The 23,989-nt window shown below is 67.1% G+C and carries 20 protein-coding genes; 13 read left to right on the top strand and 7 right to left on the bottom strand.

Annotated elements, in window-relative coordinates; all coding sequences use genetic code 11:
• The first annotated feature begins 9 nt into the window (after positions 1–9).
• From EV649_RS35985 to EV649_RS35970, 3 genes are all read left to right on the top strand, one after another.
• A complete protein-coding gene (locus EV649_RS35985) occupies positions 10–519 on the top strand; it encodes a DUF6879 family protein (protein ID WP_130388157.1) in 510 nt (169 codons plus the stop codon).
• The gene (locus EV649_RS35980) at positions 497–1,378 is read left to right on the top strand and encodes a helix-turn-helix transcriptional regulator (RefSeq protein ID WP_198682870.1); all 882 of its coding nucleotides are present in this window, start codon (positions 497–499) and stop codon (positions 1,376–1,378) included. The genes EV649_RS35985 and EV649_RS35980 overlap by 23 nt, the downstream gene beginning before the upstream one ends.
• 748 nt (positions 1,379–2,126) lie before the next feature.
• Entirely contained in the window at positions 2,127–3,890 is a 1,764-nt protein-coding gene (locus EV649_RS35970; protein ID WP_198682869.1) for an AAA family ATPase, read from the top strand.
• Positions 3,891–4,570: 680 nt separating this feature from the next.
• On the opposite strand, the gene EV649_RS35965 is transcribed toward EV649_RS35970, so the two are convergent.
• On the bottom strand, positions 4,571–5,956 hold the full coding sequence (locus EV649_RS35965; protein WP_130388153.1) for a S8 family serine peptidase: 1,386 nt from the start codon (positions 5,954–5,956) through the stop codon (positions 4,571–4,573).
• A gap of 247 nt (positions 5,957–6,203) precedes the next feature.
• On the opposite strand from EV649_RS35965, the gene EV649_RS35960 reads away from it, so the two are divergent.
• The 5 genes from EV649_RS35960 (at position 6,204) to EV649_RS35940 (ending at position 10,629) form a co-directional block, all read left to right on the top strand.
• Positions 6,204–6,935: a GntR family transcriptional regulator gene (locus EV649_RS35960; RefSeq protein WP_241999101.1), complete on the top strand. Its 732-nt coding sequence runs from the start codon at positions 6,204–6,206 to the stop codon at positions 6,933–6,935.
• Positions 6,932–8,248, top strand: a complete 1,317-nt coding sequence (locus tag EV649_RS35955) for an MFS transporter (protein WP_130388151.1) — start codon at positions 6,932–6,934, stop codon at positions 8,246–8,248. Before EV649_RS35960 ends, EV649_RS35955 begins: the two co-directional genes overlap by 4 nt.
• A gap of 99 nt (positions 8,249–8,347) precedes the next feature.
• Complete coding sequence (locus EV649_RS35950) at positions 8,348–9,337, top strand: ATP-binding cassette domain-containing protein (protein WP_130388150.1); 990 nt, start codon at positions 8,348–8,350, stop codon at positions 9,335–9,337.
• A complete protein-coding gene (locus EV649_RS35945; protein WP_130388149.1) occupies positions 9,334–10,149 on the top strand; it encodes an ABC transporter permease in 816 nt (271 codons plus the stop codon). Before EV649_RS35950 ends, EV649_RS35945 begins: the two co-directional genes overlap by 4 nt.
• Before the next feature lie 36 nt (positions 10,150–10,185).
• The gene (locus EV649_RS35940; RefSeq protein WP_130388148.1) at positions 10,186–10,629 is read left to right on the top strand and encodes a VOC family protein; all 444 of its coding nucleotides are present in this window, start codon (positions 10,186–10,188) and stop codon (positions 10,627–10,629) included.
• Here the strand turns inward: EV649_RS35940 and EV649_RS35935 are convergent.
• Positions 10,626–11,978, bottom strand: coding sequence for a serine hydrolase domain-containing protein (locus tag EV649_RS35935; protein ID WP_130388147.1), 1,353 nt, complete (start codon positions 11,976–11,978; stop codon positions 10,626–10,628). The two genes, EV649_RS35940 and EV649_RS35935, sit on opposite strands and share 4 nt — an antisense overlap.
• 85 nt (positions 11,979–12,063) lie before the next feature.
• Here EV649_RS35935 and EV649_RS35930 point away from each other — a divergent pair, with 85 nt between their 5' ends.
• Positions 12,064–15,312, top strand: coding sequence for a BTAD domain-containing putative transcriptional regulator (locus tag EV649_RS35930; RefSeq protein ID WP_198682868.1), 3,249 nt, complete (start codon positions 12,064–12,066; stop codon positions 15,310–15,312).
• Here EV649_RS35930 and EV649_RS35925 read toward each other — a convergent pair.
• Positions 15,309–15,935 (bottom strand): TetR/AcrR family transcriptional regulator, encoded by a 627-nt coding sequence (locus tag EV649_RS35925; protein ID WP_130388145.1) that lies wholly within the window; start codon positions 15,933–15,935, stop codon positions 15,309–15,311. The genes EV649_RS35930 and EV649_RS35925 overlap by 4 nt on opposite strands.
• A gap of 87 nt (positions 15,936–16,022) precedes the next feature.
• Positions 16,023–16,385, bottom strand: a complete 363-nt coding sequence (locus tag EV649_RS35920) for a DUF664 domain-containing protein (RefSeq protein WP_241999100.1) — start codon at positions 16,383–16,385, stop codon at positions 16,023–16,025.
• 128 nt (positions 16,386–16,513) lie between these two features.
• Here EV649_RS35920 and EV649_RS35915 point away from each other — a divergent pair, with 128 nt between their 5' ends.
• The gene (locus EV649_RS35915; RefSeq protein ID WP_130388143.1) at positions 16,514–17,197 is read left to right on the top strand and encodes a hypothetical protein; all 684 of its coding nucleotides are present in this window, start codon (positions 16,514–16,516) and stop codon (positions 17,195–17,197) included.
• 89 nt (positions 17,198–17,286) lie between these two features.
• Here EV649_RS35915 and paaK read toward each other — a convergent pair whose 3' ends face one another.
• From paaK to paaI, 3 genes are read right to left on the bottom strand one after another with little or no spacing between them, the layout of a single operon-like run.
• Positions 17,287–18,582, bottom strand: a complete 1,296-nt coding sequence (gene paaK, locus EV649_RS35910; protein ID WP_130388142.1) for a phenylacetate--CoA ligase PaaK — start codon at positions 18,580–18,582, stop codon at positions 17,287–17,289.
• Positions 18,583–18,592: 10 nt separating this feature from the next.
• A complete protein-coding gene (gene pcaF, locus EV649_RS35905; protein ID WP_130388141.1) occupies positions 18,593–19,795 on the bottom strand; it encodes a 3-oxoadipyl-CoA thiolase in 1,203 nt (400 codons plus the stop codon).
• Positions 19,792–20,211, bottom strand: a complete 420-nt coding sequence (paaI, locus tag EV649_RS35900) for a hydroxyphenylacetyl-CoA thioesterase PaaI (protein WP_130388140.1) — start codon at positions 20,209–20,211, stop codon at positions 19,792–19,794. The genes pcaF and paaI overlap by 4 nt, the downstream gene beginning before the upstream one ends.
• A 71-nt stretch (positions 20,212–20,282) precedes the next feature.
• Here paaI and paaN point away from each other — a divergent pair, with 71 nt between their 5' ends.
• From paaN to EV649_RS35885, 3 genes are all read left to right on the top strand, one after another.
• Positions 20,283–21,956, top strand: coding sequence for a phenylacetic acid degradation protein PaaN (paaN, locus tag EV649_RS35895; RefSeq protein WP_130388139.1), 1,674 nt, complete (start codon positions 20,283–20,285; stop codon positions 21,954–21,956).
• Between the two features lie 131 nt (positions 21,957–22,087).
• Positions 22,088–23,455 carry a serine hydrolase domain-containing protein gene (locus EV649_RS35890; protein WP_241999097.1) on the top strand — a complete coding sequence of 456 codons (1,368 nt, stop codon included), beginning with the start codon at positions 22,088–22,090 and terminating at the stop codon, positions 23,453–23,455.
• Positions 23,452–23,970 carry a flavin reductase family protein gene (locus EV649_RS35885; protein WP_130388137.1) on the top strand — a complete coding sequence of 173 codons (519 nt, stop codon included), beginning with the start codon at positions 23,452–23,454 and terminating at the stop codon, positions 23,968–23,970. The genes EV649_RS35890 and EV649_RS35885 overlap by 4 nt, the downstream gene beginning before the upstream one ends.
• The last annotated feature ends 19 nt before the right edge of the window (positions 23,971–23,989 follow it).

The following is a 23,989-nucleotide window of genomic DNA, read 5'->3' as shown; positions in this document are numbered from 1 at the left end:
AGCGAGCCCATGCCATCGCTCTGGGAGCTGCTCAACAGCTTCGAGCACACTGCATTCCGGCTTGAAGTGCGTGACCGGTACGACGAGCCCGACGAGGCCGAGCCCCTCGCGAGGTACCTAGCCGGTGATCGCGATGCGCCGGCCTGGATGGGGGAGTGGCTCGACCTGGTCCATGACGCGACAGCTGCCGGACGCCGCTTTGCCAGGGTCCGTGTCGTGACCATTCCGCTGACCGACTACAGCCGCTTCGGTCTGTGGTGCTCGGAGTTCACCACCGAAGCCGGAGAGGACATCCGCTACCTACCGCGCGACCAGGCAGACGCCGACGTACCTAGGCACGACTACTGGTTGTTCGATTCGAGAATTCTGGTGCGCATGGAGTTCGACGACAACGACGCGTTCCTTGGTACCGAGTTGATCAGCGACCCAGCAGAGATCGTGCAGCACAATTACTGGCGAGACGCCGCCTGGCATCGAGCAGTACGACGGGACGACTTTGCCAGCCAACAACACCTCTGACGCAGTTAGCGTCCACGAGGCGCGCACAGCCCTCGGCAAGAGACTGCGCCAGCTCCGACAGTCATCAGGAATGACCGGTCGGCAGTTCGCGGCGTCTCTCGCATGGGCGCCGTCGAAGGTGTCCAAGATCGAGAATGGCCGGCAAACCCCCACCGACGACGATCTTCGTTCGTGGGCGCGAGCGAGCGCTCACGAATCCGAGCTCGATGCTCTGCTCGCATCGCTGCACACTTTGGAGTTGCAGTACGCCGAATGGCGCCACGTGCTGCGCGCAGGGCACCGGCCTGCGCAGGAGCAGCTCCTCGAGTGGGAGCAACGAACCCGCCTGTTCCGCATCTTTGAATCAACGGTCATCCCTGGACTGCTGCAAACAGCGGAGTACGCCCGCGCGAGGTTCCATGAGTCAGTACGCCGACTCAAGGGACCTAACGACGCTGACGAGGCCGTAGCTGTCCGTCTCCGGCGACAAGAGATCCTCTATCGGCGAGGGAAACAGTTCCATGTCGTCATGCCCGAAGCCGCGCTCAGGCTGAGGCTGTGCCCGGTCGACACTCTCCTCGGCCAGCTCGACCGACTGGCCTCCGCCTCGCACCTGCCAAACGTCCGTCTCGGCATCATCGCAACGGCGACCGAGTACACGGTCTCGCCGTGGCACGGCTTCTGGATGTACGACGACCGTCGCGTGGTGATCGAAACCTTCAGCGCCGAACTCGACCTTCGCCAGCCCCAGGAGATCGAGCTGTACGGCGATGCATTCGAACAGCTCGCCGGCGTCGCCAGCTACGACCACGCAGCACGACAAGTAATCGGCCAAGTCATGTCCGACCTCGCGTCCGAAGCAGACACCCCGAGCAGCTGATTTCGCCGCAACCCAGTCACTTTCAATCCACCGAGAAATCCGAAGAAATCCCCACCCACGCCCCCACCCGCACGACCTAGCGTGGTCGATACCCAGGCAACCCAACCACGGGGGCGAGATGACCGAATCGCAAGCGACAGCAGCGGAAACCGCACCTCCCGACATCGAATGGTCCACGCCTCCTACCGGCGACGGCGACCACAAGACACGCTGCCCCGACCTACCCTCCGCCGCCCGCTGCGACGGCGAGAACCCAATGACCGGCAGAGCCTGCATCAACGGCGATCACAAGGGCCACCACCGCGACGCCAGCGGAGCCCAGTGGCTCGATGACTAGGCCTTTGCGCCTTTGCCAACCCTTCCGCCAGACCGACCGGGCGATGTACACGCGCCGCCTCATCGTTTGCCGCAAGCAGGCCGCCTAGGCACCGAAATCAAGGACTCGGCGTGCCTCCGAGTCCACCGCGTGGACCTCCACTGGCTCCACATCGACATCTGGACGAATAACAACGGCCTGCACAGGTACTAGGTGGACAACGGCTTCAAGCACGTCCAGACCCCTCGACCTGCTGGACTATTCGTCCGGAGTGGTGTTCCAGCGTAGCGCCGCTCCGGAGGGACATCTGATCCGTCCTAAGGACGGAATCCAAGCTGGCATTGGTGGTGTCGTCGCGATTCGACTCCGTTAGTGATGCGGAAACCCCGGAACTGTTCCCCCGTTGGACATCAGGTGCTACTGTCCCTGCGAATGACGACGGGGGGCGACATGCTTAAGCAATTGAAGTTGACAAACTTCCGCGCTTTCAAGAAATTCACCCTGACTTTTGGTGAGAGCGCCTATTTGGTGGGGCCCAATAACGCTGGAAAGTCGACAATTCTGACCGCGATCAGAACCGTCGAGGTATTGCTCCGTTACGCGTACGCCCGCAAACCGGATGTGGCGATCCAGCACAACGGGTCGCGGCTTCTTGGCTACCCTGTTACGTTGCGCGAGTTCCCGGCATTACGAGACAGTATTAGATATGAGTTTGGAGATGCAGAGGCGGCGCTTGAACTCACCTGGAAGAGTGGCGTCAAGTTGACTGCTGTATGGCCCGAAGAGCCGGATGACGACGATGCCGTCAACCCATTCTTTTATCTAACCCGTGCCAATGGATTCCCTGTAACATCGATAGGTCAGGCGCGTTCAGAGTTCCCACCCCTAGGTGTCATTCCGATCCTCAGCCCCCTTGAACACACGGAATATCTGATTGAGACCACCACGGTTACTCGAAATATTTCCGGAAGATTAAGTAGTCGACACTTCCGAAACCAACTGCGGATGTTGCAGGATGATGGAAGTCTAAACGACTTCATTGCGTGGGCGAGGCCTTGGCTCGGAGATATTCAGATTGATCAATTAAGTCATCATATGGAATCCAAGGGAATGGCTCTTGACACCTTCTATTATGAAGACGGCAGTCGGGTACCTAAGGAGATCGCCTGGGCCGGCGATGGTATTCAAATCTGGCTCCAGTTGCTCTTTCACATATACCGAGTCCGGGATCGCTCAACTGTCATCCTGGATGAGCCAGAGGTGTACCTGCACCCGGATCTTCAAAGAAGGCTTGTTCACGTGTTGGAGTCGCTGGATCGTCAGGTAGTGGTGGCGACTCACTCGGCGGAGGTGGTAGCCGAGGCCGATCCGCGACTGACAACGTTGGTTGACAAGACCCGAACCACCTCACGCCGACCGAAGAACGAGGCGGACCTCGAGATGCTGTCCGCAACCCTCGGGACCGCGTTCAATCTGCGACTGGCTCGCGCTCTCCGGTCACGCGTGGCCGTCTTCGTCGAGGGCCAAGACATGAATGTCCTTCGGCGGTTTGCCCGAATATTGAATCTCGAATCGCTTCAGAGCCACCCGAGCGTGACCGTCGTTCCGCTTGGTGGATACTCAAAATGGGGTCAGGTTGAGCCATTCAAATGGCTCTGCAGCGAGTTGCTGCCAGATGCAATCAAGGTATTTGTAATCTTGGATCGCGACTATCGACCTGACAATCAATGTGTCGAGGTGATGGACAAGTTTCAGCAAGCCTGCATCTCGGCACATATCTGGGAGCGTAAGGAGCTTGAGAGCTATGTGATTCAAACCTCCGTACTCTCTCGCCTTTCTGGAGCGCCGGAATCTTTTATCGATAGTGAAATCGACAATATAACCCTCACGATGGAAGATGCGGTGTTCGGGAGAATGTTGAGCGACAGAATTGCGTACGAGGTGGGAGCGAAGACTCATCAGGTCGACGTCATGACGAAATTTAAGAATGAGTTTGGCGTCAGCTGGAAGTCTGCGGATTTTCGGCGGAGGTATTGTCCGCCTAAGCAGATTGTGGCAGATCTGAACAAGACCCTCCAATCCTCTGGCTACAAGCCCGTATCCATGGTTGCGGTTGCTCGGAGCCATCGAGTGTCCGAGATTCCCGCCGAACTTGCGGATCTTCTTCGGGAGATAGATGCGGCGGCGCATCAGTAGTTGGCGGCGCGAGACCCTTGCGAGGCTCGAAGGCGGATCATTGGTGCATACCTGGCTCGCGATGTCGACATCGCGACTTGGTCGCGGGAATCTTCGACATGCTCCAGCCGCCCGCAGTTGTGCGGGACCTCAGGATCAGGCTCGACCCATGTCTCGCTACATGCAGGTCTCGACGGCGACCCGTGACTAAGCGGTCCGGCTCGCAGGCTCAGTGGTGGGTGCTGGCCTTGCGGCGGGCGCGCAGGCCGCCAGTCCGTCGGTTCGCGTCGCGTGGTGGTTGGCCGGTCGCGGGGCGCCGCTGCAGTTGCCCGGACGACAGTCGACTTGGTCGGGGCGTGGGGCTGGTGGTTGCTTGCGAGCGCTGCGAGCAGAAGGCGGGCGCTAGCCCGCAGCTCGCCGGCGGTAGCCGGCAGTACGCGGCGCTAGCCGGAACTGTGTGCCGGCGCTAAGCCGGAGGGTGGGTGGGGCGGCGCGTAGTGCGGCGACGGAGGAGCCGTGCGTAGCACCGCGTTGGGCCGACCACAGTTCTCTCGGCAATCCACATCTCTTCGTCCCCGGTAAACCATAGTTTCCCGCGGTCAACCACAGTTCCCCGGCAGACCACATGCCCGGCAAACCACAGTTCGCCGGTAAGACAGTGGCTGTGAGCGGGGGTCCCGGGCGGGGGACCCCCGCTCGGTTCAGGGGGTTACGGCGTCTAGGGCGTCGGCGATGCCTTCGCCGTAGAAGGCGTTGTTGGCTGTGGTGCCGGTGCAGCGGGGGTCGGGGGTGGTGGGGCAGGCGGTGTCGTCTGCTTCGTGGTGGAGGGCGCGTTCGATGTCGCGCGGGCCCCACCACGGGTGGGTGGACTTCATCAGGGCCGCGATGCCGGTGACGTGCGGCGACGCCATCGACGTACCGCTGAACTTGGCGTAGCCGCCGGGGACCGTGGACAGGATCGAGCTGCCGGGGGCTGCGACGTCGATCTTGTTCAGGCCGAAGTTGGAGAAGCTGCTCTTCACGCGGTCGACGGTGGTGCTGGCGACGGTGATGACGCCGGGCAGTTCGGTCGGCATGTCGAGGCAGTCGTTGTTGATCGTCCGTGTGACGGCGGTCGAGTCGTTCGGGCTGTTGGCGTCCGTGGTCTTGTTGGACAGGTCGTAGTTCGAGTTACCGGCGGCCGCGACCGAGAGCGTGCCCTGGTCGGTCGCCCACGCGTACGCGCGCCGTACGGCTTCCTGCACTGCGCCCTGGTCCCCGTTGTCCTTGCACCAGAACTCGTACGGGTCGATGAAGTAGCTGTGGTTCGTCACGGCCATCCGATGCTGCGCGGCCCACACGATCCCGCAGATCGAGTACTCCGGGTAGATGTAGCCCGCGTCGTTCACGACCTTGACCGACGCGATCCGTACGCCGGGTGCGACCCCGACGATCCCGACGCCGTTCCGGGCAGCAGCGACCGTCCCGGCCACGTGTGTGCCGTGCGAGCTGGTCGTCGGCCGCCAGGCGCCCGCTGCGGTGTCCGGTACGCCGTTGTCCACGCAGCTCACCGAGTCCGCAGCGTCGAAGTTCGGCGCGAGGTCGGGGTGGGTGTCGTCGACGCCGCTGTCGTTGATGCCGACGAGCACGTTCCGGGAGCCGTCGGTCACCGCGTGGGCCTGGTCCGCCTTGATCTGGACCATGTCCCACTGCTCGCCCTCGCGCGGGTCGGCGACCGGGGTCGCCTCGGCGAGGTCATTCGAGTTCAGCCCGCCGGGACCTTCGCTGACCGCCGCGGTCCGGGTGGCGCCGACCGACTGCACATCACGCGAAACGCGGACGTCGGTCTTGAAGTCCGGGTTCGTCGACTGCGCGATCACCACGCCGAGCTGCCGGTACGAGACCAGGACGGTCCCGCCGGCGGCCTTCACCGCGTCCTCGGTCTTCCGGACGTGACCGGGCGTGGCCTTCGTGTTCACCACGTAGTTCATCAGGGGGCCGGGTGCCGGGTCGGCTTGCGCCGTGGTCGCGGCACCCAGGGACACACACGCCAGGGCGATGGCGGAGAGGCCGGCTGCCAGTCGGCGGGGGCGGGACGTTCGGGACAAGATGCCTCCTCAGAGCGTGCCGGGCGGACGGGCCCGGTAAGCGGAGACTTTAGGCCGGATTCGGGACAGAGGGAGTCCTTCATCCACAACGCAGGGGAAACCCTGCATCACGCTCAGTTCCCCACATCCTGTGGACGCGCCTGTGGATAACTCGTGGACAAGCTGGGGAATACCCGGCCTCAGCGGTGGATTGAGTTGTGTGTAAGATAGATACAACAGAGATACGAGCCGTATGGGTGGGAGTTCAGTGGTAGGCGGGGACCCGGCGCAGGCGCCGGATGCGTTGATATTGGGTGACGAGACCGCGGAGATTGCGCGCGTGGTCGTCGAGGCGGCGCCGGGGGTGGAGAAGATCCCCGCGGCCGAGCGCGTGTATGCGTACGTGAAGGCCGCGATCCTGGACCGGGCCTATCCCGGCGGCGAGCTGCTCACCGAGGGTGAGCTTGCGACCGCAGTCGGCGTTTCCCGTACGCCGGTGCGCGAGGCGCTGCTCCGCCTCGAGGAGTCCGGCCTCGTCAAGCTGTACCCGAAGCGCGGCGCGCTCGTCCTCCCGGTGCTGCCGCAGGAGATCGACGACGTCCTCGAGGCCCGCGAGCTGATCGAGACGCACGCTGCCGCCAAGGTCTGGCCGCGGCGCAAGCGGCTGATCGAGGCGCTGACCGAGCGCGTCGACGAGATGCGCGCGCACCGCAAGTCCGGTGACGCGAAGAGCTTCCTGGAGGCCGACCGGGCCTTCCACGAGGCCATCGTCGATGCCGCCGGCAACCAAATCCTGGCGAAGCTCTACAACAGCCTGCGGGACCGTCAGGTCCGGATGGGCGTGCCCGGGATCGAGGTCCAGCCGGTCCGGATGGACAAGTCGATCACCGCGCACCAGGAGATGATCGAGGCGCTCGGCGGCAACAGCGTCAAGCGCTTCCGTGAACTCGTCATCGCCCACATTGCCGAAGCCGCGAGCGATCTGCGGGGCACTCGGTGACCGAACTCCTCTTCCCCCTGGGCGGACGGCGAGCCTGGGCGGTGTGGGCCACTGCTGTCCTGACGTACCTCGTGACCGTGCTGCACCGCGGCTCGATGAGCGTGGCCGGCCTCCAGGCCGCAGAACGCTTCGACATCTCCGCATCCGCTCTGGCGAGCTTCACCGTCGTACAGCTCACGGTGTACGCCGCTATGCAGGTCCCCGTCGGCGTACTACTCGACAGGTACGGCTCCAAGCGCCTCCTGATCACCGCGTCCGGGCTGCTGTTCGTAGCGCAATCGGCGTTCAGCCTGGTCGACTCGTACCCCGCTGCGCTCGCCGCACGCGCCGTACTGGGTGTCGGCGACGCACTGGTCTTCATCAGCGTGCTGCGTGTGGTCATGTCCTGGTTCCCCGCGCTACGGCAGCCTGTGATGTCGCAGGCGACCGGAATGCTCGGTGGTCTCGGAGCGATCATGTCGACCGTGCCGATGGCCGCAGCCTTCCACGCCTTCGGTTGGACGACAACGTTCGCCAGTGCAAGCGTGCTGAGCCTCCTGGCCGGTGTGCTCGTGCTGTTCCTCATCAAGGACTCGCCGTACGACGAACCGCTCCGCCGGGCCAAGCCGCCGCTGCACGAGGTCAAGAAGAACCTGCGCCGCGCCTGGCAGGAACCGGGTACGCGACTCGGTCTGTGGACGCACTTCACCACCAGCTTCTCCGGCAGCACGTTCGGCCTGCTCTGGGGCTACCCGTTCCTCGTGCAGGGACAGGGGCTCGCTCCGACGACCGCTGCGGCCATGCTGATCATTCCTGTGCTCGCTGGGCTCTGCTATGGCCCGCTGGTCGGGCGGTACGCCGCCAAGTTCCCGTTCTACCGTTCGTGGATCGTGCTGGCGGTGATCGCGGGCTCGGTCGTGATGTGGACCGTCGTACTGCTCTGGCCGGGTCGTGCGCCGTTGCCGGTGCTCCTCGCGCTCATCGTCGTACAGGCGGCCGGCGGACCGGGCTCGATGCTCGGGCTGGACTACGCGCGGACGTTCAACCCCACAACGCGGTTCGGTGCGGCCAACGGGATGGTCAACACCGGCGGGTTCATCGCCACCCTGATCTGCATCGGCATGGTCGGCGTACTGCTCGACGCGTCGTCAGGTGGTGCACCGCAGGCGATCGACGACTTCAAGTTCGCACTGGCGTTCCAGTACGTGCTGTGGGCGATCGGCACCCGGCAGATCCTCAAGTACCGGCGGAAGGCCCGCGGCCACCTCGCGCGGTACAACCCCGAGGCCTACCAGGCCCTGCTCGCCAACGAGATCGTCCCGCTGAAGGGCTGATACCAGCGCACTGTCACGGCCTGACAGCCGAGTGCCAGAGCGGTGCCAGGGCAACCCGGCACGGTAGTCCCAGTGAAGTGCGAAAGCTGGGAGGGACCGATGACCACAACGAACCAGGTCGCCATCGAGGCGGTCGGTCTGGTCAAGAAATATGGCAGTACGACCGCGCTGGCCGGCGTCGACCTGAGCGTGCCGACCGGCACGGTCCTCGGAGTCCTCGGCCCTAACGGCGCCGGCAAGACGACCGCGGTCCGCATCCTCGGCACGCTGCTTCGGCCGGACAGCGGCCACGCCACGGTCGGCGGGTACGACGTCGTCCGCGAGGCCGGCAAGGTCCGGAGCATCATCGGCCTGACCGGGCAGTACGCGAGTGTCGACGAGGACATGTCCGGCCGCCGCAACCTGATCATGATCGGCCGCCTGCTCGGCTACTCGCGACCGCAGGCCCGAGCCAAGGCGAACGAGCTGCTGGAGCGGTTCGAGCTGGTCGACGCCGGTGACCGGATCGCGAAGACCTACTCGGGCGGTATGCGCCGCCGGCTCGACCTGGCCTCGAGCCTGGTCGGCAACCCGAGCATCCTGTACCTGGACGAGCCCACGACCGGACTCGACCCGCATGCCCGCAACGGCGTCTGGGAGACGATCCGCAACCTGGTGCTCGACGGGACCACGGTGCTGCTCACCACGCAGTACCTGGAAGAGGCCGACGCGCTGGCCGACTCGATCGTGGTGTTCGACAAGGGCTCCGTGGTCGCGAACGGGCGGCCCGCCGAGCTGAAGGCTCAGGCGGGCAAGCAGTCGCTGGACGTCCGCCCGGCCGAGCCGGCCCACCTCGAGCGGGTCGCCGCGATCGTCGCCGAGTCGACCGGGACACGTCCGAGCGTCGACGTGGTGAACACCCTCGTCAGCGTTCCGGTCAGCGACGGTTCGTCGATGCCGGTCGTCGTACGGCGGCTGGACGAGGCAGGGATCGCGGTGACCGAGCTGTCGCTGCGGCTGCCCAGCCTGGACGAGGTGTTCCTGGCATTGACCGGGCACACCGCCGAAGAGAAGAAGTCCGACGCCGTACTGGAAGGAGCGAGCCGATGAGCACCGCAACTCTTGAACCAGCTGCGCACCTGGGCTACCGGTCACGGCCGTTCGCCTGGGTACAGCAGAGCCTGACGCTGGCCTGGCGGAACATCGTCCGGATCCGGCAGAACCCGGAAGCCCTGGCGGACGTGACGTTCCAGCCGATCATCTTCCTGGCGCTGTTCCTGTTCGTCTTCGGCGGCGCGATCGCCGGGGGCGGGGGCTGGCGTAGCTACCTGCCGACGCTGCTGCCCGGCCTGCTCGTGCAGACCGTGGTGTTCGCGACGATGGGCACCGGGGTCGGTCTGAACGACGACTTCGCCAAGGGTGTGTTCGACCGGTTCCGCAGCCTGCCGATCGCCCGGGTCTCGCCGCTGATCGGCGCGGTCCTCGGGGACGCGGTCCGGTACTCGCTGTCGATCGTGATCCTGATGACGAGCGGGTTCGTACTCGGTTTCCGCTTCGACAACGGGGTCGGCAACGGCCTCCTGGGCATGCTGATCGTGCTGCTGTTCGCGCTGTCGATGTGCTGGATCTGGGTCTGGCTGGGCCTGGTCATGAAGACTGCCCAAGGCGTGCAGGGCATCGCCTTCCTGGTGATGTTCCCGCTGACCTTCGGCAGCAACATCTTCGTCCCGGCCAGCACGCTGCCGGGCTTCCTGCAGGCCTTCACCAAGGTCAGTCCGATCACGTACCTGGTCGACACCGAGCGCGCCCTGATGGGCGGCGGTGCGCTCCAGAAGCCACTCCTGATCACGCTGGCCTGGATGGTCGGCCTGGTCGCGGTCTTCGCCCCGCTGGCGATCCGCGCCTACCGCCGCCGTACCTGAGCGAAACTGTCGGTGGTGAGCGGCACAGTGGTCGGTATGACGACCAACTGGACGCTCACCATCGACTGCGCGGATCCGCCCCTCGTCGCACGCTTCTGGTGTACGGCGCTCGGTTACACGGAGGCGGATCCGCCGCAGGGCTGGGACACCTGGGAGGACTGGCTCACCGACCTGAACGTTCCCAAGGACGAGTGGTACGACGGCGCCTCGATCTCCGACCCGAACGGCGTCCTCCCGAACATCTCGTTCCTCAAGGTCCCCGAGCCCCGCACGGTCAAGAACCGCCTGCACCTGGATCTTCAGGTAGCAGGCGGTCGCGCCGTACCCCAGCACCTCCGCGAACAACGCATCCGCGCCACCGCCGCCACCCTGATAGCCGCCGGCGCCACCCTCTTCCAAGAGGTCCCCATGGACAACTCCACCACCCTCGACCACCTCTGGCTAAAAGACCCCGAAGGCAACGACTTCTGCGTCGTCTAGCCCGGGGTGATGTCGGCGAAGGCCAGGGGTTCTCGGGTGCAGAGGTAGGTTGCCCAGTGCAACTTTGTGGGGGTGCCGGAGGGGTTGCGGGTGATGCGGAGGAGTTCGCCGGTTTCGCGGCCGGAGACGGTGCGGTAGGTGTCTTCGGAGAGCCGTTCGAAGACCGCGGGGGACTGGTACTCGGCGGCGGCCGGGGACTTGGCCTCGAGTACACCGTTCTTCACCGAAAACACGAACGGGCTGCCTTCGGTGAACCAGGTGCCGAGGACGCCGGCGAGTTCGGCGGGGACCTCGGTGCCGGGAACCCAGACGTCCGGTGGGAGCGGGTCGTCCTCGAGGACCTTGATGATCAGATCGGTGGCCAGCGCGCTCGGAGCCGGCGACGACGTGGCGCCGAACAGCGCGATCCCCGCCGTACCGGACGCGCGGTCGACGAAGGTCGACGTGATGTGGCCGGGCATGCCGCCGTCGTGGCCGACGAACAGCCGGTCGCCGCGGCGCAGCAGCATGAACCCGAGCCCGAAGGCCAGCTGCCAACGGTCCACATCGGCCATGATCTGCACCTGGCACATCTCGTCCAGGGTGTCCTTCGACAGCACCTCGTCGACCGGGTTCGCGACGAACATCGCCCACTTCGCCAGGTCCTCCGCGGTCGACGCCAGCCCGCCGCACGCGTCCATCGCGCCGATGTCGAGCAGCGGCTCCCGCACCGGTACGTCGGACCACGGCGGCACGTAATACCCGGTCTGTGCCGGCCCGCCGTCCATCCCGACCGTCGTACGGCGCATCTCCAGCGGGTCCAGGATCCGCGCCTTGACCGCGTCGTACCAGGACCGGCCGTCGATCCGCGCGACGATCTCGCCGAGCAGCGAGAACACCAGGTTCGAGTAGTGGAACCGGTGGTGCGGTTTGCCGATCCGCTCGGCGGCGTTCCAGCCGGGCACCAGTTCGTCGCGGGACGGGAACTTCATCAGGTCCCACACGTCGCCGACCGGCTCGCGCTGCATCCCGCTGGCGTGGCTGAGCATCTGCCGGACAGTGATGCCCTCGTGCTTGCTGTCCGGGATGAGCTTCTCGATCGGGTCGTCGAGGCTGAGCTTGCCCTCGTCACGCAACGCCATGATCGTGACCGCGGTCAGCGTCTTGCTCTGCGACGCGATCAGGAACTGGGAGTCCGCGGTCGGCGGTACGCCGGGATTGTCCAGGTCGGCGGACCCGACCCCGGTCGACCAGGCGAGCGACCCGGCGCGGGCGACGGCGCCCACCACCCCGGGAACCCGGCCCTTGGATTGACGTTCGGCGACGATTCGGGAGAGCGCGAACTGCGTCTGCGCGGCGATTTCTGTCACGGCTCCCGACCCTAAGCTCCGGAATGACAAAAGGCACGGGTGTTTGGTCGGGCGGATGTGCGAGGCTGGTGGAGTGCGCATAGCGGTGCTTGGGCCTCTCGCGATGTGGGCGGCCGATGGGACTCCGCTCGACATCCGCGGCGTCCGCCTGCGCGGACTGCTCGCGCGCCTCGCGTTGAGCGCGGGCCGGCCGGTCAGCGTCGAGACCCTGGTCGACGGGCTGTGGGGCAGTGAGGCTCCGAGTGCGAACGCTCTGCAGTCGCTCGTGTCCCGCCTGCGGGCGAGCCTGCCGGCCACCGAGTCGAGCATCTCCGTCCAGTCCGGTCCGGCGGGCTACACGCTGACGATCGGCCCGGACTGCGTCGACGCCCTCCAGTTCGAGGAGCTGGTACGGCGGGGGCGTGCGTTCCTCACGTCCGACCCGGAGCAGGCGCACACGCTCCTCACGCAGGCCGAGAAACTGTGGCGCGGGGACGCCCTCACCGACCTGCGCGACCTCCCGTTCGCCCCGGTCGAGACAGACCGGCTGGCCGAGCTGCGCCTCGCCGCCGCGGAGGACCAGGCCGAGGCCGCCGTCAGCTGCGGTCACGCCCGCGACCTGATCACCGACCTCGAACAGCTCGCCGTCACCCACCCGCTCCGCGAGCGCGTGCACGAGCTCCTCATCCGCTCCCTGTACGCCGACGGCCGCCAGGCGGAAGCGTTGGCGGCGTACGAACGTATCCGGACCACCCTGGCTGACGAACTCGGAGCCGACCCCGGCACCCGCCTGCGGGACCTGCATGTCTCGGTACTGCGTGGCGCCGCAGTAGATCCGACTGCGAAGACAGCCACCGTGTCGGTGCTAGCAGCGCCCCGCAGCAATCTGCGCGCGCCGATGACCAGCTTTGTCGGCCGTCGCGAGGACGTGGCGGAGCTGACGCGTCTGCTGAGCAACGGGACCCGTCTGGTGACCATGGTCGGGCCAGGTGGCGCCGGCAAGACCAGACTGGCCACTGAGACCGGTAGGACGCTCGTAAGCCAGTCCGGCGACGGCATCTGGTTCGTAGAGCTCGCACCGCTCGGTGACTCGGCCGACGTGGCGCCTGCGGTCCTGTCTACTCTCGGTGCCAGCGAGTACGTCGACCTGCCGTCGACACCTTTCGGGGCGCCGAAACACGTTCCAACGAGCCGCGCCGCGACCCTGCGCCTTGTCGAGGTCATCGGCGACCGCCGGATCCTGCTCGTCCTCGACAACTGCGAGCATCTCGTCCAAGAGGTCGCCGGCATGGTCGACTCGCTGCTGGCCTCGTGCCCGCGGCTCCGCGTCCTGACCACCAGCCGCGAGCCGTTGAGCATCCCCGGTGAGCACCTGCATCCTGTCGGTCCTCTCGGTCTGCCTCCAGAGGACTCGCTCACCGACGAGTACCCCGCGATGCAGTTGTTCGTCGACCGCGCCCGCGCCGTACGTCCTGACTTCCAGCTGACCGACGCCAACCGGGAGGCGGTCGCAGAGATCTGCAGGCGGCTCGACGGGATGCCCCTGGCGATCGAGCTGGCGGCCGCTCGGCTGCGGGCGCTCAACCCACCGCAGATCGTGGACCGGCTCGCGGACCGGTTCCGGCTGCTCACCAGCGGTTCCCGGACGGCACTGCCACGTCACCAGACGCTGCGGGCGGTCGTGGAGTGGAGCTGGGACCTGCTCGACCCGGACGAGCAGGCGGTAGCCCGGCGACTCTCACTGTTCTCCGGCGGCGCAACACTCGATGCGGCCGAGCAGATCTGCAGCGACGAGAGCATCCCCGCCGAGTCCGTGCTCGGCGTACTCGCATCCCTTGTGGACAAGTCACTCGTCGAGGCGGCGGCCGACGAACGGTCCGTGCGCTACCGGATGCTGGAGACGGTCCGTGCGTACGGCGCGGAGCAGCTGAAGGCCTCGGGTGAGTACGACCGGTTCCGGCACGCGCACACGATGTACTTCAGCCGCATGCTGCGTAGGGCTCGGCCGAAGTTTCGGACCGGTGAGCAGATCGAGTGGATCGCCCGGCTGACCGCCGACAACGAGAACCTGATCGACGCGCTCCGGACGGCGATCGACATCGGGTCGGCGCGGGTCGCCGTCCAGATGGTCGCCGTACTGGGGGAGTACTGGACGATGAGCGGCCGCCCGGCCGAAGCGGTGAGCTGGATGCAGGCCGCCCTCGCCGTACCGGGCAAGAGCGTTCCGCTGGACAAGGCCGAGGCGCTGTACCTGCTCGCGCTCGGCCGGATGTCCACCGAGCGGGAGCCGTCCACATCGTTCCAGCAGATGATCCGTGGACTCGCCACGGTCCGCTGGATGACCCGGCGGCACCGGATCCTCGTCGACTCCGGGATCGGACTGTTCACCAATGCGATCTGGGCGGCGATCCGGCGGGACAAGGCGACCTGCTTCGCCGAGCTCGAGGCCGCGTCCCGGCACCCGGATCCGTGGATCCGGAACATGGGCCTGATGACGAGCGCGATGTTCCGCGAGAACGAGGGCGAGGTCGACGAGATGGCGGCCACCCTGACGATCGCGCTCGACGGCTTCCGCGAGCTCGGCGACCGCTTCGGTTCGTCGATGGCGCTGCGCGGACTCGCCGGCTACCAGGCCAGCCACGCGGAGCACGACAAAGCCCTGGAGTCACTGCTCGAGGCACTCCGGCTGGTCGAGGAGCTCGGTACGACGGACGGCGTCGCGCAACTGCTCGGCGGCTGCGCGATGAGCCGCATCGAGCTCGGTGACCACGACGGCGCCCGCGCCGATCTGGAGCGTGCCATCCGGCTGTCCGAGGAAACCGGATCCCAGGGCGGCCAGACAATGGCGTACATAGGACTGGCGCGACTGGCGCACCGCAGCGGCAACTTCGACGAGGCCAAGGAGCTCGCGGAGCGGGCCTACTCGATGCTCGATCTCGTGGCGGAGCGCGTGGCGCCGCATGGACAGGCGATGGTCCTCTCGCAGCTCAGCCGGATCTACGCGTCCACCGGCGAGGTCGAGGAAGCACAGCGGCGCGGACGGGAAGCGGTCGGGCTGGCGCTCAGCACCGAGGACATGCCGGTCGCGGCAGCCGTTGTCGAGGCGTCGACCGACGCGCTGGTGCTGGCTGCCGGGACTCGCACCGCCGAGCTGGCGGCGGCCGCTCGCACGCTCGGTCTCGCGGCGGCGATCAAGGGCACGCGGGCGATCCCGGACGCCGACGTACAGCGGCTCGTCGACGGACTGCGCGATGCCCTGGGCAACGAACCGTACGAGACAGCGTACGGCGAAGGCGCCGCCCTGACCCGCGCCGACGCCGTCGCCGAACTCCGAAAGCGCTACACCACCGACTAAGCCGTGATGAGCTGGACCGCCAGGTCGCGGAGGGACTGCTGGACCTTCTGCTCCGGTGGCCGGGGGTCGGTGAGCATCCAGTCGTAGACGACGGTGTTCACCGCGCCGAAGAACGCCAGCGCGAGGAACCGGAAGTCCTTGCGCTTGATCTCGCCGCGCTCGACCGCGGAGTCGCCGAGGGCCTGCACGTTGCGGATCAGCAGCTCCCGGAACGCGATCCGCTGCTCCTCGACCGCCGGGCTGGTGCCGACCACCTCGACGAACGAGATCCGGGCCCGCCGGAGGTCGGCCATGATGGTGCGCAGGTACGAGTCGACGGCCGCGGCGATCCGCTCCCGCACCGGCCGGTCGGCTGTCCGGCGGAGCGCGTCCCCGGTGGTCCGGACCGCCAGCTCGATCACCTGCGCGTGCACCGCGAGGAGCACCGCTTCCTTGTTCTGGAACTCGTGGTAGAAGTGCCGCGTGGACACTTTCGCCTGTGTGCACAGGCGTTCCACGGATGTCGCCGGATATCCTTCGGTCCCGAAGAGTTCGAGCGCAGCAGCCAGTAGCCGTTCCCGGCGCGCGGCCTTCCACTCCTCGACTGACCGCCCGGAATAACGGCGTACGGAGGGTTCCCTCATCACACCTCTTGTCGCTACCCCGTGCCAGATCCCGGACATCCTATCCACCCCTCGGCCCGCGCGTAACCGGGTCACCGCCCTCGAGCCTCAGCCCAGCTTGGTGTACCCCGTAGCGCCGTCGATCAGTTCCCTGATGATGTCGAGATGACCGACGTGCCGGGCGGTCTCCTCGATCATGTGGCAGAGCACGTACCGCAGCGAGGCGGCCTCACCTTTGCCGGCGTAGGGACCCTGTTCGACGGTGTCCAGCGAGAGGTCCGCAATGGTCTCGTTGGAGCGCGCGCACTCGGCGTCGTACTCGTCGAGCAGCTGGGCGAGCGGAATGTCGTCGACGAGCATCTCCGCGTCCGGATGGCCGCCCTCGGTCCAGGGCGTCTGTCCGGTGTCGGGTACGCCCATCACGTTGAGCTGGAACCAGGAGTACTCGTTCCAGCGGAGATGCGCGCGCACCGTACAGCTCCACTTTGGGCACGCACCAACCATTTTCCGCGGGCCGAACTGGTTGGTGGGTGCTCAAGGTCGGCTGGTGGGATGGCATGCTCGTTGGGTCGGCGACCGCCTTCGCTGAGAGGTGAGACGTGGATCCACGGTTCGACCTGCCCTTGTACACGCGGGCTGAGGCCGCGCTGCACCTTGGGCTGCCGGCTACGACGCTCGGGGACTGGTTGCGGTCGGGAGCGCTGGAGGCGAGTAGCGGGAGCCGCGGCGAGCCAACGATCACGTTCGCCGGTCTGGTCGAGACGCATATGCTCCGGCACCTGCGTCGTACCGGCCTGTCCTTGCACGCGATCGGCGAAGCCGCCATCGCCCTGCGGTCCCGGGCCGGCCGGCGCTATCCGCTGGCCTGGTCGGGTCTCGCCCACGACGGCCGCGACCTGCTGGTCGAGATCGCCGCCGAGGGCCGCGAACAGGGCTGGGAACGGATCCGCGACAGCCAGGGCGGCTTCCCCGGCGTCCTGCGCCGCGGCTCAGCCGCGATCGGCTGGTCAGACGACGGGTACGCCGGAACTCTGCGGCTGGTGATCTACCACGACATCGACGTGATCGTGGACCCCGAACGCTCCCACGGCCGCCCGATGGTCGAGGACGTCCGCGTAGAAGATGTCATCGACCAGGTCCGCACCGGCGCGCCGTACCGAGAAATCGCCACCAAGTTCAACCTCGAGGACTTCGAGGTGGAAGCCCTGGTCCGCCCCCACATCCGCCCACCCGCCTTCCACAAAACCCGCCCCCACGAAACCCCACCGGACTCCTTGCTCTGAGCTAAGGACAGGAAGTAGTCGGCCGCCGCTCGACCGCTCCCGCCTCAGCCAGGCGGCCGCGCGGCGCATCAGGCGACTACCTCCTGTCCTTAGCGGTTGTCCTTGATGCGTTTGGCCTTGCCTAGGGAGCGTTCCAGGGCGTGGGGGTCGAGGATCTCGACGGTGGCGGTGACGCCTACCCGGTCCTTGATCCGGCGGGACAAGGTGGTGGCCGCGGCTGCTCGGTCGGTGAGGTCGGGGGCGGCTTCTACCTGGACGGTTAGTTCGTCGAGGCGGTTGGGGCGGGTGAGGACGCAGAGGTAGTGCGGGGTGAGGCCTTCGACCAGGAGGATCTGTTCTTCGATCTGGGTGGGGAAGACGTTGACGCCGCGGACGATCATCATGTCGTCGGTGCGGCCGGTGATCTTCTCCATGCGGCGCAGGCCGGGGCGGGCCGTCCCCGGCATCAACCGGGTCAGATCCCTTGTGCGGTAGCGCAGTACCGGGAAGGCTTCCTTGGTCAACGTGGTGAAGACCAGTTCGCCTTCGGAGCCGTCGGGAAGTACTTCGCCGGTGACAGGGTCGATGATCTCCGGGTAGAAGTGGTCCTCCCAGATGTGCAGGCCGTCCTTTGTCTCCACGCATTCCTGCGCGACGCCAGGCCCCATCACCTCGGACAGTCCGTAGATGTCGACGGCGTGGATGCCGGTGCGTTCCTCGACCTCGGTGCGCATCTGCTCGGTCCACGGTTCGGCGCCGAAGATCCCGATCCGCAGCGACGTGTCCCGCGGATCGAGCCCGCGGGCGTCCATCTCGTCGACGATCGAGAGGAAGTACGACGGCGTGACCATGATGATCCGGGCGCCGAAGTCGCGGATCAGGTCCACCTGCCGCTCGGTCATCCCGCCGGAGACCGGTACGACGGTGCACCCGAGCCGCTCGGCGCCGTAGTGCGCACCCAGTCCGCCGGTGAACAGGCCGTACCCGTAGGCGACATGACAGACATCGCCCGCGCGCCCACCGGCCGCGCGGATCGATCGCGCCATCAGATCGGCCCAGTTGTCCAGGTCGTTCTTCGTGTAGCCGACCACCGTCGGGCGTCCCGTCGTACCGGACGACGCGTGCACCCGCGCAACCTCGGTCCGCGGTACGGCGAACATACCGAACGGGTAGTTGTCGCGCAGATCCTTCTTCGCCGTGAACGGCAACCGGCTCAGATCGCTCAAATCAGTAAGGTCGCCGGGCTTGAACCCGACCGCGTCCAACGCGGCCTGGTAATGCGGGACGTTCTCGTACGCCCGCCGTACGGTTGCCTGCAGCAACGACAGCTGACGGGCCCGGAGTTCGTCGACCGACAACTGCTCGCCGGCGTCACGCAACTCCGCAGGACAAGCCTCACCGAACATGAAGACTCCTCTAAGGACGGGCGAGCAGGGTTGCGATGCCCTGGCCGACGCCGATGCACATGGTGGCCAGCGCGTACCGGGCGTCGCGGTGGCGAAGCTCCAGGGCCGCGGTGAGAGCAAGGCGGGCGCCGGACATCCCCAGCGGGTGGCCGAGGGCGATGGCGCCGCCGTTCGGGTTGACGTGCTCGGCGTCGTCGGGCAGGCCGAGCTCCCGCAGTACGGCGAGCGACTGCGCCGCGAATGCCTCGTTCAACTCGATCACGTCGATGTCGGACAACGCGACCCCGGTGCGATCGAGCAGCTTCCGCGTCGCGGGCGCCGGCCCGATCCCCATGATCCGAGGCGGTACGCCGGCAGCGGCCGTCCCCACGACCCGGGCCAACGGCGTCACGCCGTACTGCTCCACAGCCTCACCGCTCATCACGAGCAAGGCCGCCGCCCCGTCGTTCACTCCCGACGCGTTCCCCGCGGTCACCGTCCCGGGCGATCGGAACGGAGTCTTCAAACCGGCAAGCGCTTCGAGCGAGGTCTCGCGCGGATGCTCATCGACATCAACAACAGTGACTGCTCCGCGCCTGCCCGGTACGTCGACCGAAACGATCTCCTCGGCCAGCCGCCCGTTGGCCTGCGCCTTGGCGGCCCGCTGCTGCGAGCGCAACGCGAACAGGTCCTGGTCCTCGCGCGAGATCGAGAACTCCGCGGCGACGTTCTCGGCCGTCTCCGGCATCGAGTCGATCCCGTACTGCTCCTTCAGTGCCGGATTGACGAATCGCCACCCGATCGTGGTGTCGAAGACCTCCGCCTGCCGGGAGAACGCGGTCGTTGCCTTCGGCATCACGAACGGCGCCCGCGACATCGACTCCACGCCACCGGCCACCACGATGTCGTTGTCTCCGGCAATGATCGACCGGGCGGCGTACGCGACCGCGTCCAGGCCCGACCCGCACAGCCGGTTGATCGTCGTCCCCGGGACCGAGTCCGGCAGCCCGGCGAGCAGCACCGCCGTCCGTGCGACGTTCCGGTTGTCCTCGCCGGCCTGGTTCGCACAGCCGAGGATCACGTCGTCGATCCGGGCCGGGTCGAACGCGGTCCGGTTCAGCAGCGACGAGATCGCGTGCGCCGCGAGGTCGTCCGGACGGACCATGGCGAGCGCACCGCCGTATCGCCCGATCGGGGTGCGGACTCCATCGACCAGAAAGGCCTCGCGCGTCATGACTCCTCCACAATGGTTCCCGAGAGCTGGCGGCTGCGGCCACGGAACTCGGCGATCACCTCGTCGTCGCGGGTGACCGTGATGTCGTAGATCGCGTTCCGGCCGAATGTCGTCCGCTCCCGGGCGTCGGCGACCAGCACATCGCCACGGCGTGCCGGGGCGACGAACACGATGTCGCAGGCCTGCGCGACCGTCACCTGGTTGCGCGAGTTGCAGGCGAACGCGAACGCCGAGTCGGCCAGACAGAACACGAATCCACCATGCGCGATCCCGTGCCCGTTGACCATGTCCTCGCGCACCGGCATCTCGAGCCGCGCCGTACCCTCGCCGACCGCCACCAGCCGCATCCCCAGCCCGGCGCTGGCGGTGTCCTCCGCCCACATCGCCGCCGCCACGCGGGCCGCCAAGTCGTCCATACCTTGCCCAATCGAGAAGAGGCTTGTGACACCCTAGTACGAATCGCGTCAACGACTGTAACATCGCCCTCATGACCACCGACCTGCTCTCCTCCCACCGCGAGCGCCTCAACGGTGCGCTGAAGGCGATCCACGACCGCGGCTATCACTCCGCGTTCCCGGAGTCACCGAGCCCCCGGGCGTACGGCGAGACCGCGGCGGCCGACGGCAAGGCGGCCTTCGAGGCCCATCTGGGGACGACGTACGCGCTCGAGATCCCCGGATCGCGCGGCACCGTCGTCACCGAGCAGTCGCCGTACGGGATCGCGATGGACGTCTCGTACCCGCGGGTCGTCGAGGAAGGTCTGGACGAGCTGCTGACCGCGGCGCAGCAGGGACTCGCGGACTGGCGCCGGACCGGGATCGACGGGCGGACCGGGGTCGCGCTGGAGATTCTCGACCGGCTGCACAAGCGGATCTTCGAGCTGGCCAACGCGGTCCAGCACACCAGCGGTCAGGCGTTCGTGATGGCGTTCCAGGCCGGCGGCGCGCACGCGCTGGACCGCGCGCTGGAGGCGGTCGCGTACGCGCACGAGGAGATGAACCGCTACCCGGCGACCGCGACCTGGGAGAAGCCGGCCAAGGGCGACCCGATCCGGATGGAGAAGACGTTCACGGTCACCGGCCGCGGCGTCGCGCTGGTGATCGGCTGCAACACCTTCCCCACCTGGAACTCCTGGCCCGGCCTGTTCGCCTCGCTGGTCACCGGCAACGCGGTCGTCGTGAAGCCGCACCCGCTGGCCGTGCTGCCGCTGGCGATCACAGTCGACGTCTGCCGGGAGGTGCTCGCCGAGGCCGGCTTCGACCCGAACCTGGTCACCCTGGCAACCGAGCGCGCGGGCGACGGCCTGGCCAAGCCGCTGGCGACCCGGCCCGAGGTGAAGCTGATCGACTTCACCGGCGGCAGCGAGTTCGGCGAGTGGCTGGAGCAGAACGCGACCCAGGCGACCGTCTTCACCGAGAAGGCCGGCGTGAACGCGGTCATCATCGACTCCACCGATTCGTTCAAGGCACTGACCGGCAACCTGGCTTTCACGCTCTCCCTCTACTCCGGCCAGATGTGCACCACCACCCAGAACCTGTTCGTCCCGGCCGGTGGGATCGAGACCGACGAGGGGCACAAGTCCTTCGAGGAGGTCGGCACCGCGCTCGCGACGGCGATCGGCAGACTGCTCGGCGACGACGCCCGCGCTGTCGAGATCCTCGGCGGGATCGTGAACCAGGCCGTGATCAGCCGCCTCGAGCTCGCCCCGGAGTACGGCGACGTGGTGCTCGAGTCCCGCGCGATCCAGCACCCAGCGTTCCCGGACGCGGTTGTCCGTACGCCGCTGCTCGTGGCGATCGACGCCGACGACGCCGACGTGTACGGGCGCGAGTGCTTCGGACCGGTCTCGTTCCTGGTCAGGACGGCCGACACCGCGCAGTCGATCGAGCTGTTCCGGTCGACCGTCGCCGATGGCGGCGCGATGACCGCCGGGATCTACTCGACCGACTCCAAGGTTCTGGACGAGGCCAGGGACGCGGCCATCGACGCGGGCGTCGCGCTGTCCGAGAACCTGACCGGCCAGGTGTTCGTGAACCAGTCGGCAGCGTTCAGCGACTTCCACGGCACCGGGGCGAACCCGGCAGCCAACGCGACGTACACCGACGGCGCCTATGTCGCGAGCCGCTTCCGGGTCATCCAGTCCCGCCGCCACGTTGGGTAGTGGGTCGATTCGTTTCGGCAGGAATGGAAGGACTCGCGGTGCTCAAGTTGCTGCCCAAGCGTCGTTGAGCGGACCCTGATGCGGAAGGTATGTCAGAAATCTCCCTCCGCCGATCCGCCAGGAGAACCGCCGTGACACAAAGCGTGACCGAGGTACTCGCCTATTACGACAGCTGGCTGGCGTTCAACCAGCGGTACCAGCGGGTGCCGGGCGTCCAGGTCGCGGTGTACGTCGAGGACGCGATCGCGTTCTCGGCGGCGTACGGGCTGGCCGATGTGGAGAACGACGTACCGCTGACCGAGCAGCATCTGTTCCGGATCGCCTCGCACTCGAAGACGTTCACCGGGACCGCCATCTTCCAGCTGGTCGAGCAGGGCCGGCTGCGGCTGGACGACAAGGTGGCGCAGCACGTCACCGAGATCGTCGGTACGCCGGTCGGCGAGCGGACCGTACGGGAGCTGCTCGCGCACGCCGGCGGCGTGACCCGGGACAGCCTGGACGCGAACTGGTGGCAGTTGTCCTCGGCCTTCCCGGATCGCGACCAGCTGCTCGACGTACTGCGGGACGAGTCGTCGACCGTGATCGCGGAGAACGAGCGCTTCAAGTACTCGAACATCGGCTACGGCCTGCTCGGGCTCGTCGTCGAGGCGGCGAGCGGTACGCCGTACAACTCGTATGTCCAGACCGCGATCGTGGGCAAGCTCGGGCTGTCGGGCCTCGGCCCGGAGCTGGATCCGGCCCGGCTGAACGAGTACGCCGCCGGATACAGCGCGCTGACGTACGCCGACACCCGCGTCCCGATCGAGCATGTCGATACCCGCGCGCTGGCCTCGGCGACCGGGTTCTTCGGCAACGCGCGCGATCTCGTGACGTACTTCTCCGCGCACCTGCCTGGCGACAACCGGCTGCTCTCGGACAAGTCCAAGCGCGAGATGCAGCACCCGCTGTGGACGACCGGGGCGGACGAGAAGGCGCGGTACGGCCTCGGCCTGGCGGTCAACAAGGTCGGCGACCGTGAGGTGTTCGGCCACGGCGGTGGGTACCCGGGCCACATCACGAGGACCCTCGTCGACCCTGAGCACCGGATCGTCGTCTCGGTGCTGACCAACGCGATCGACGGGCCGGCGTCGCAGTTCGCCGAGGGTCTCTTCAGACTCCTCGACCTCGCCGAGTCGAAGGACCGCGGTGAAGGCGACCTCGCCCGCTTCACCGGCCGCTTCGCGAACCTTTGGGGCGTCACCGACTTCGTCGTCATCGGTGGCCGCCTGTACGCGACCGACCCGTCCGGCCCGAACCCCGCCGACGAACCGCAGCCGCTCGAGGCGGACGGCGACACGCTCCGGGTCACCGGCGGCAACGGCTACGGCTCGTACGGCGAGTCGTACCGCTTCACGTTCGACGCCAATGGCGCGGTCGAGACGGTCCACGGCTCCAGCGGCCTCAGCCTGCAGCCCATCGAGACCTTCACCCTTCCGGAGCGCGTTACCGTGGCTCCGTGACCATTCACGGTGACCACCCGTTCCTCCCGCCCGAGTCCGAGCGGAGTCCGGTACGGCGGTTGCGCGGGCGGCTGCCGTCGCCGGTCGGGCTGTGGACGACGGCGTACGACGGCAAGCGGGCCGGGCTCACGGTGTCGTCGATGCTGGTGGCGGACGGCGAGCCCGGGTACGTGATCGGGCTGCTCGACGCGGACTCGGACCTGTGGGAAACGTTGCGCGAGGCAAGGACCGCGGTGGTGTCGCTGCTCGGCGAACCGCACCGCCAACTGGCCGACGCCTTCGGGTATGTCGCACCCGCTCCGGGCGGACCGTTCCGGATGATCGACTGGACGGACACCGCCTGGGGTCCGGCGCCGGTCGGCGTCAGCACCTGGGCCGGCTGCACCCTCGTCGACCCCGACCCACCCGAAGTGGGATGGGGAGTGCAGGTGCAACTCGAGATCGTCCACGTGGAGTTCGCCGCGGACGACGTACCGGCCCTGGTCCACCGCCGCGGACGCTACGTGACGGTCTAATCGGTTGACCTCGGTCGGC

This window comes from Kribbella sp. VKM Ac-2569 (assembly GCF_004216905.1).
Classification (GTDB): Bacteria; Actinomycetota; Actinomycetes; order Propionibacteriales; family Kribbellaceae; genus Kribbella.
This window is presented reverse-complemented; position numbering and strand designations above follow the sequence as displayed.

What these genes read in the sequence shown, in the direction of transcription:
- EV649_RS35985 (WP_130388157.1), top strand. Translation starts at nt 10, where the DNA reads ATGCCATCGCTCTGGGAGCTGCTCAACAGCTTCGAGCACACTGCATTC.
- EV649_RS35970 (WP_198682869.1), top strand. Translation starts at nt 2,127, where the DNA reads ATGACGACGGGGGGCGACATGCTTAAGCAATTGAAGTTGACAAACTTC.
- EV649_RS35950 (WP_130388150.1), top strand. Translation starts at nt 8,348, where the DNA reads ATGACCACAACGAACCAGGTCGCCATCGAGGCGGTCGGTCTGGTCAAG.
- EV649_RS35945 (WP_130388149.1), top strand. Translation starts at nt 9,334, where the DNA reads ATGAGCACCGCAACTCTTGAACCAGCTGCGCACCTGGGCTACCGGTCA.
- EV649_RS35940 (WP_130388148.1), top strand. Translation starts at nt 10,186, where the DNA reads ATGACGACCAACTGGACGCTCACCATCGACTGCGCGGATCCGCCCCTC.
- EV649_RS35925 (WP_130388145.1), bottom strand. Translation starts at nt 15,935, where the DNA reads ATGAGGGAACCCTCCGTACGCCGTTATTCCGGGCGGTCAGTCGAGGAG.
- paaK (WP_130388142.1), bottom strand. Translation starts at nt 18,582, where the DNA reads ATGTTCGGTGAGGCTTGTCCTGCGGAGTTGCGTGACGCCGGCGAGCAG.
- pcaF (WP_130388141.1), bottom strand. Translation starts at nt 19,795, where the DNA reads ATGACGCGCGAGGCCTTTCTGGTCGATGGAGTCCGCACCCCGATCGGG.
- paaI (WP_130388140.1), bottom strand. Translation starts at nt 20,211, where the DNA reads ATGGACGACTTGGCGGCCCGCGTGGCGGCGGCGATGTGGGCGGAGGAC.
- paaN (WP_130388139.1), top strand. Translation starts at nt 20,283, where the DNA reads ATGACCACCGACCTGCTCTCCTCCCACCGCGAGCGCCTCAACGGTGCG.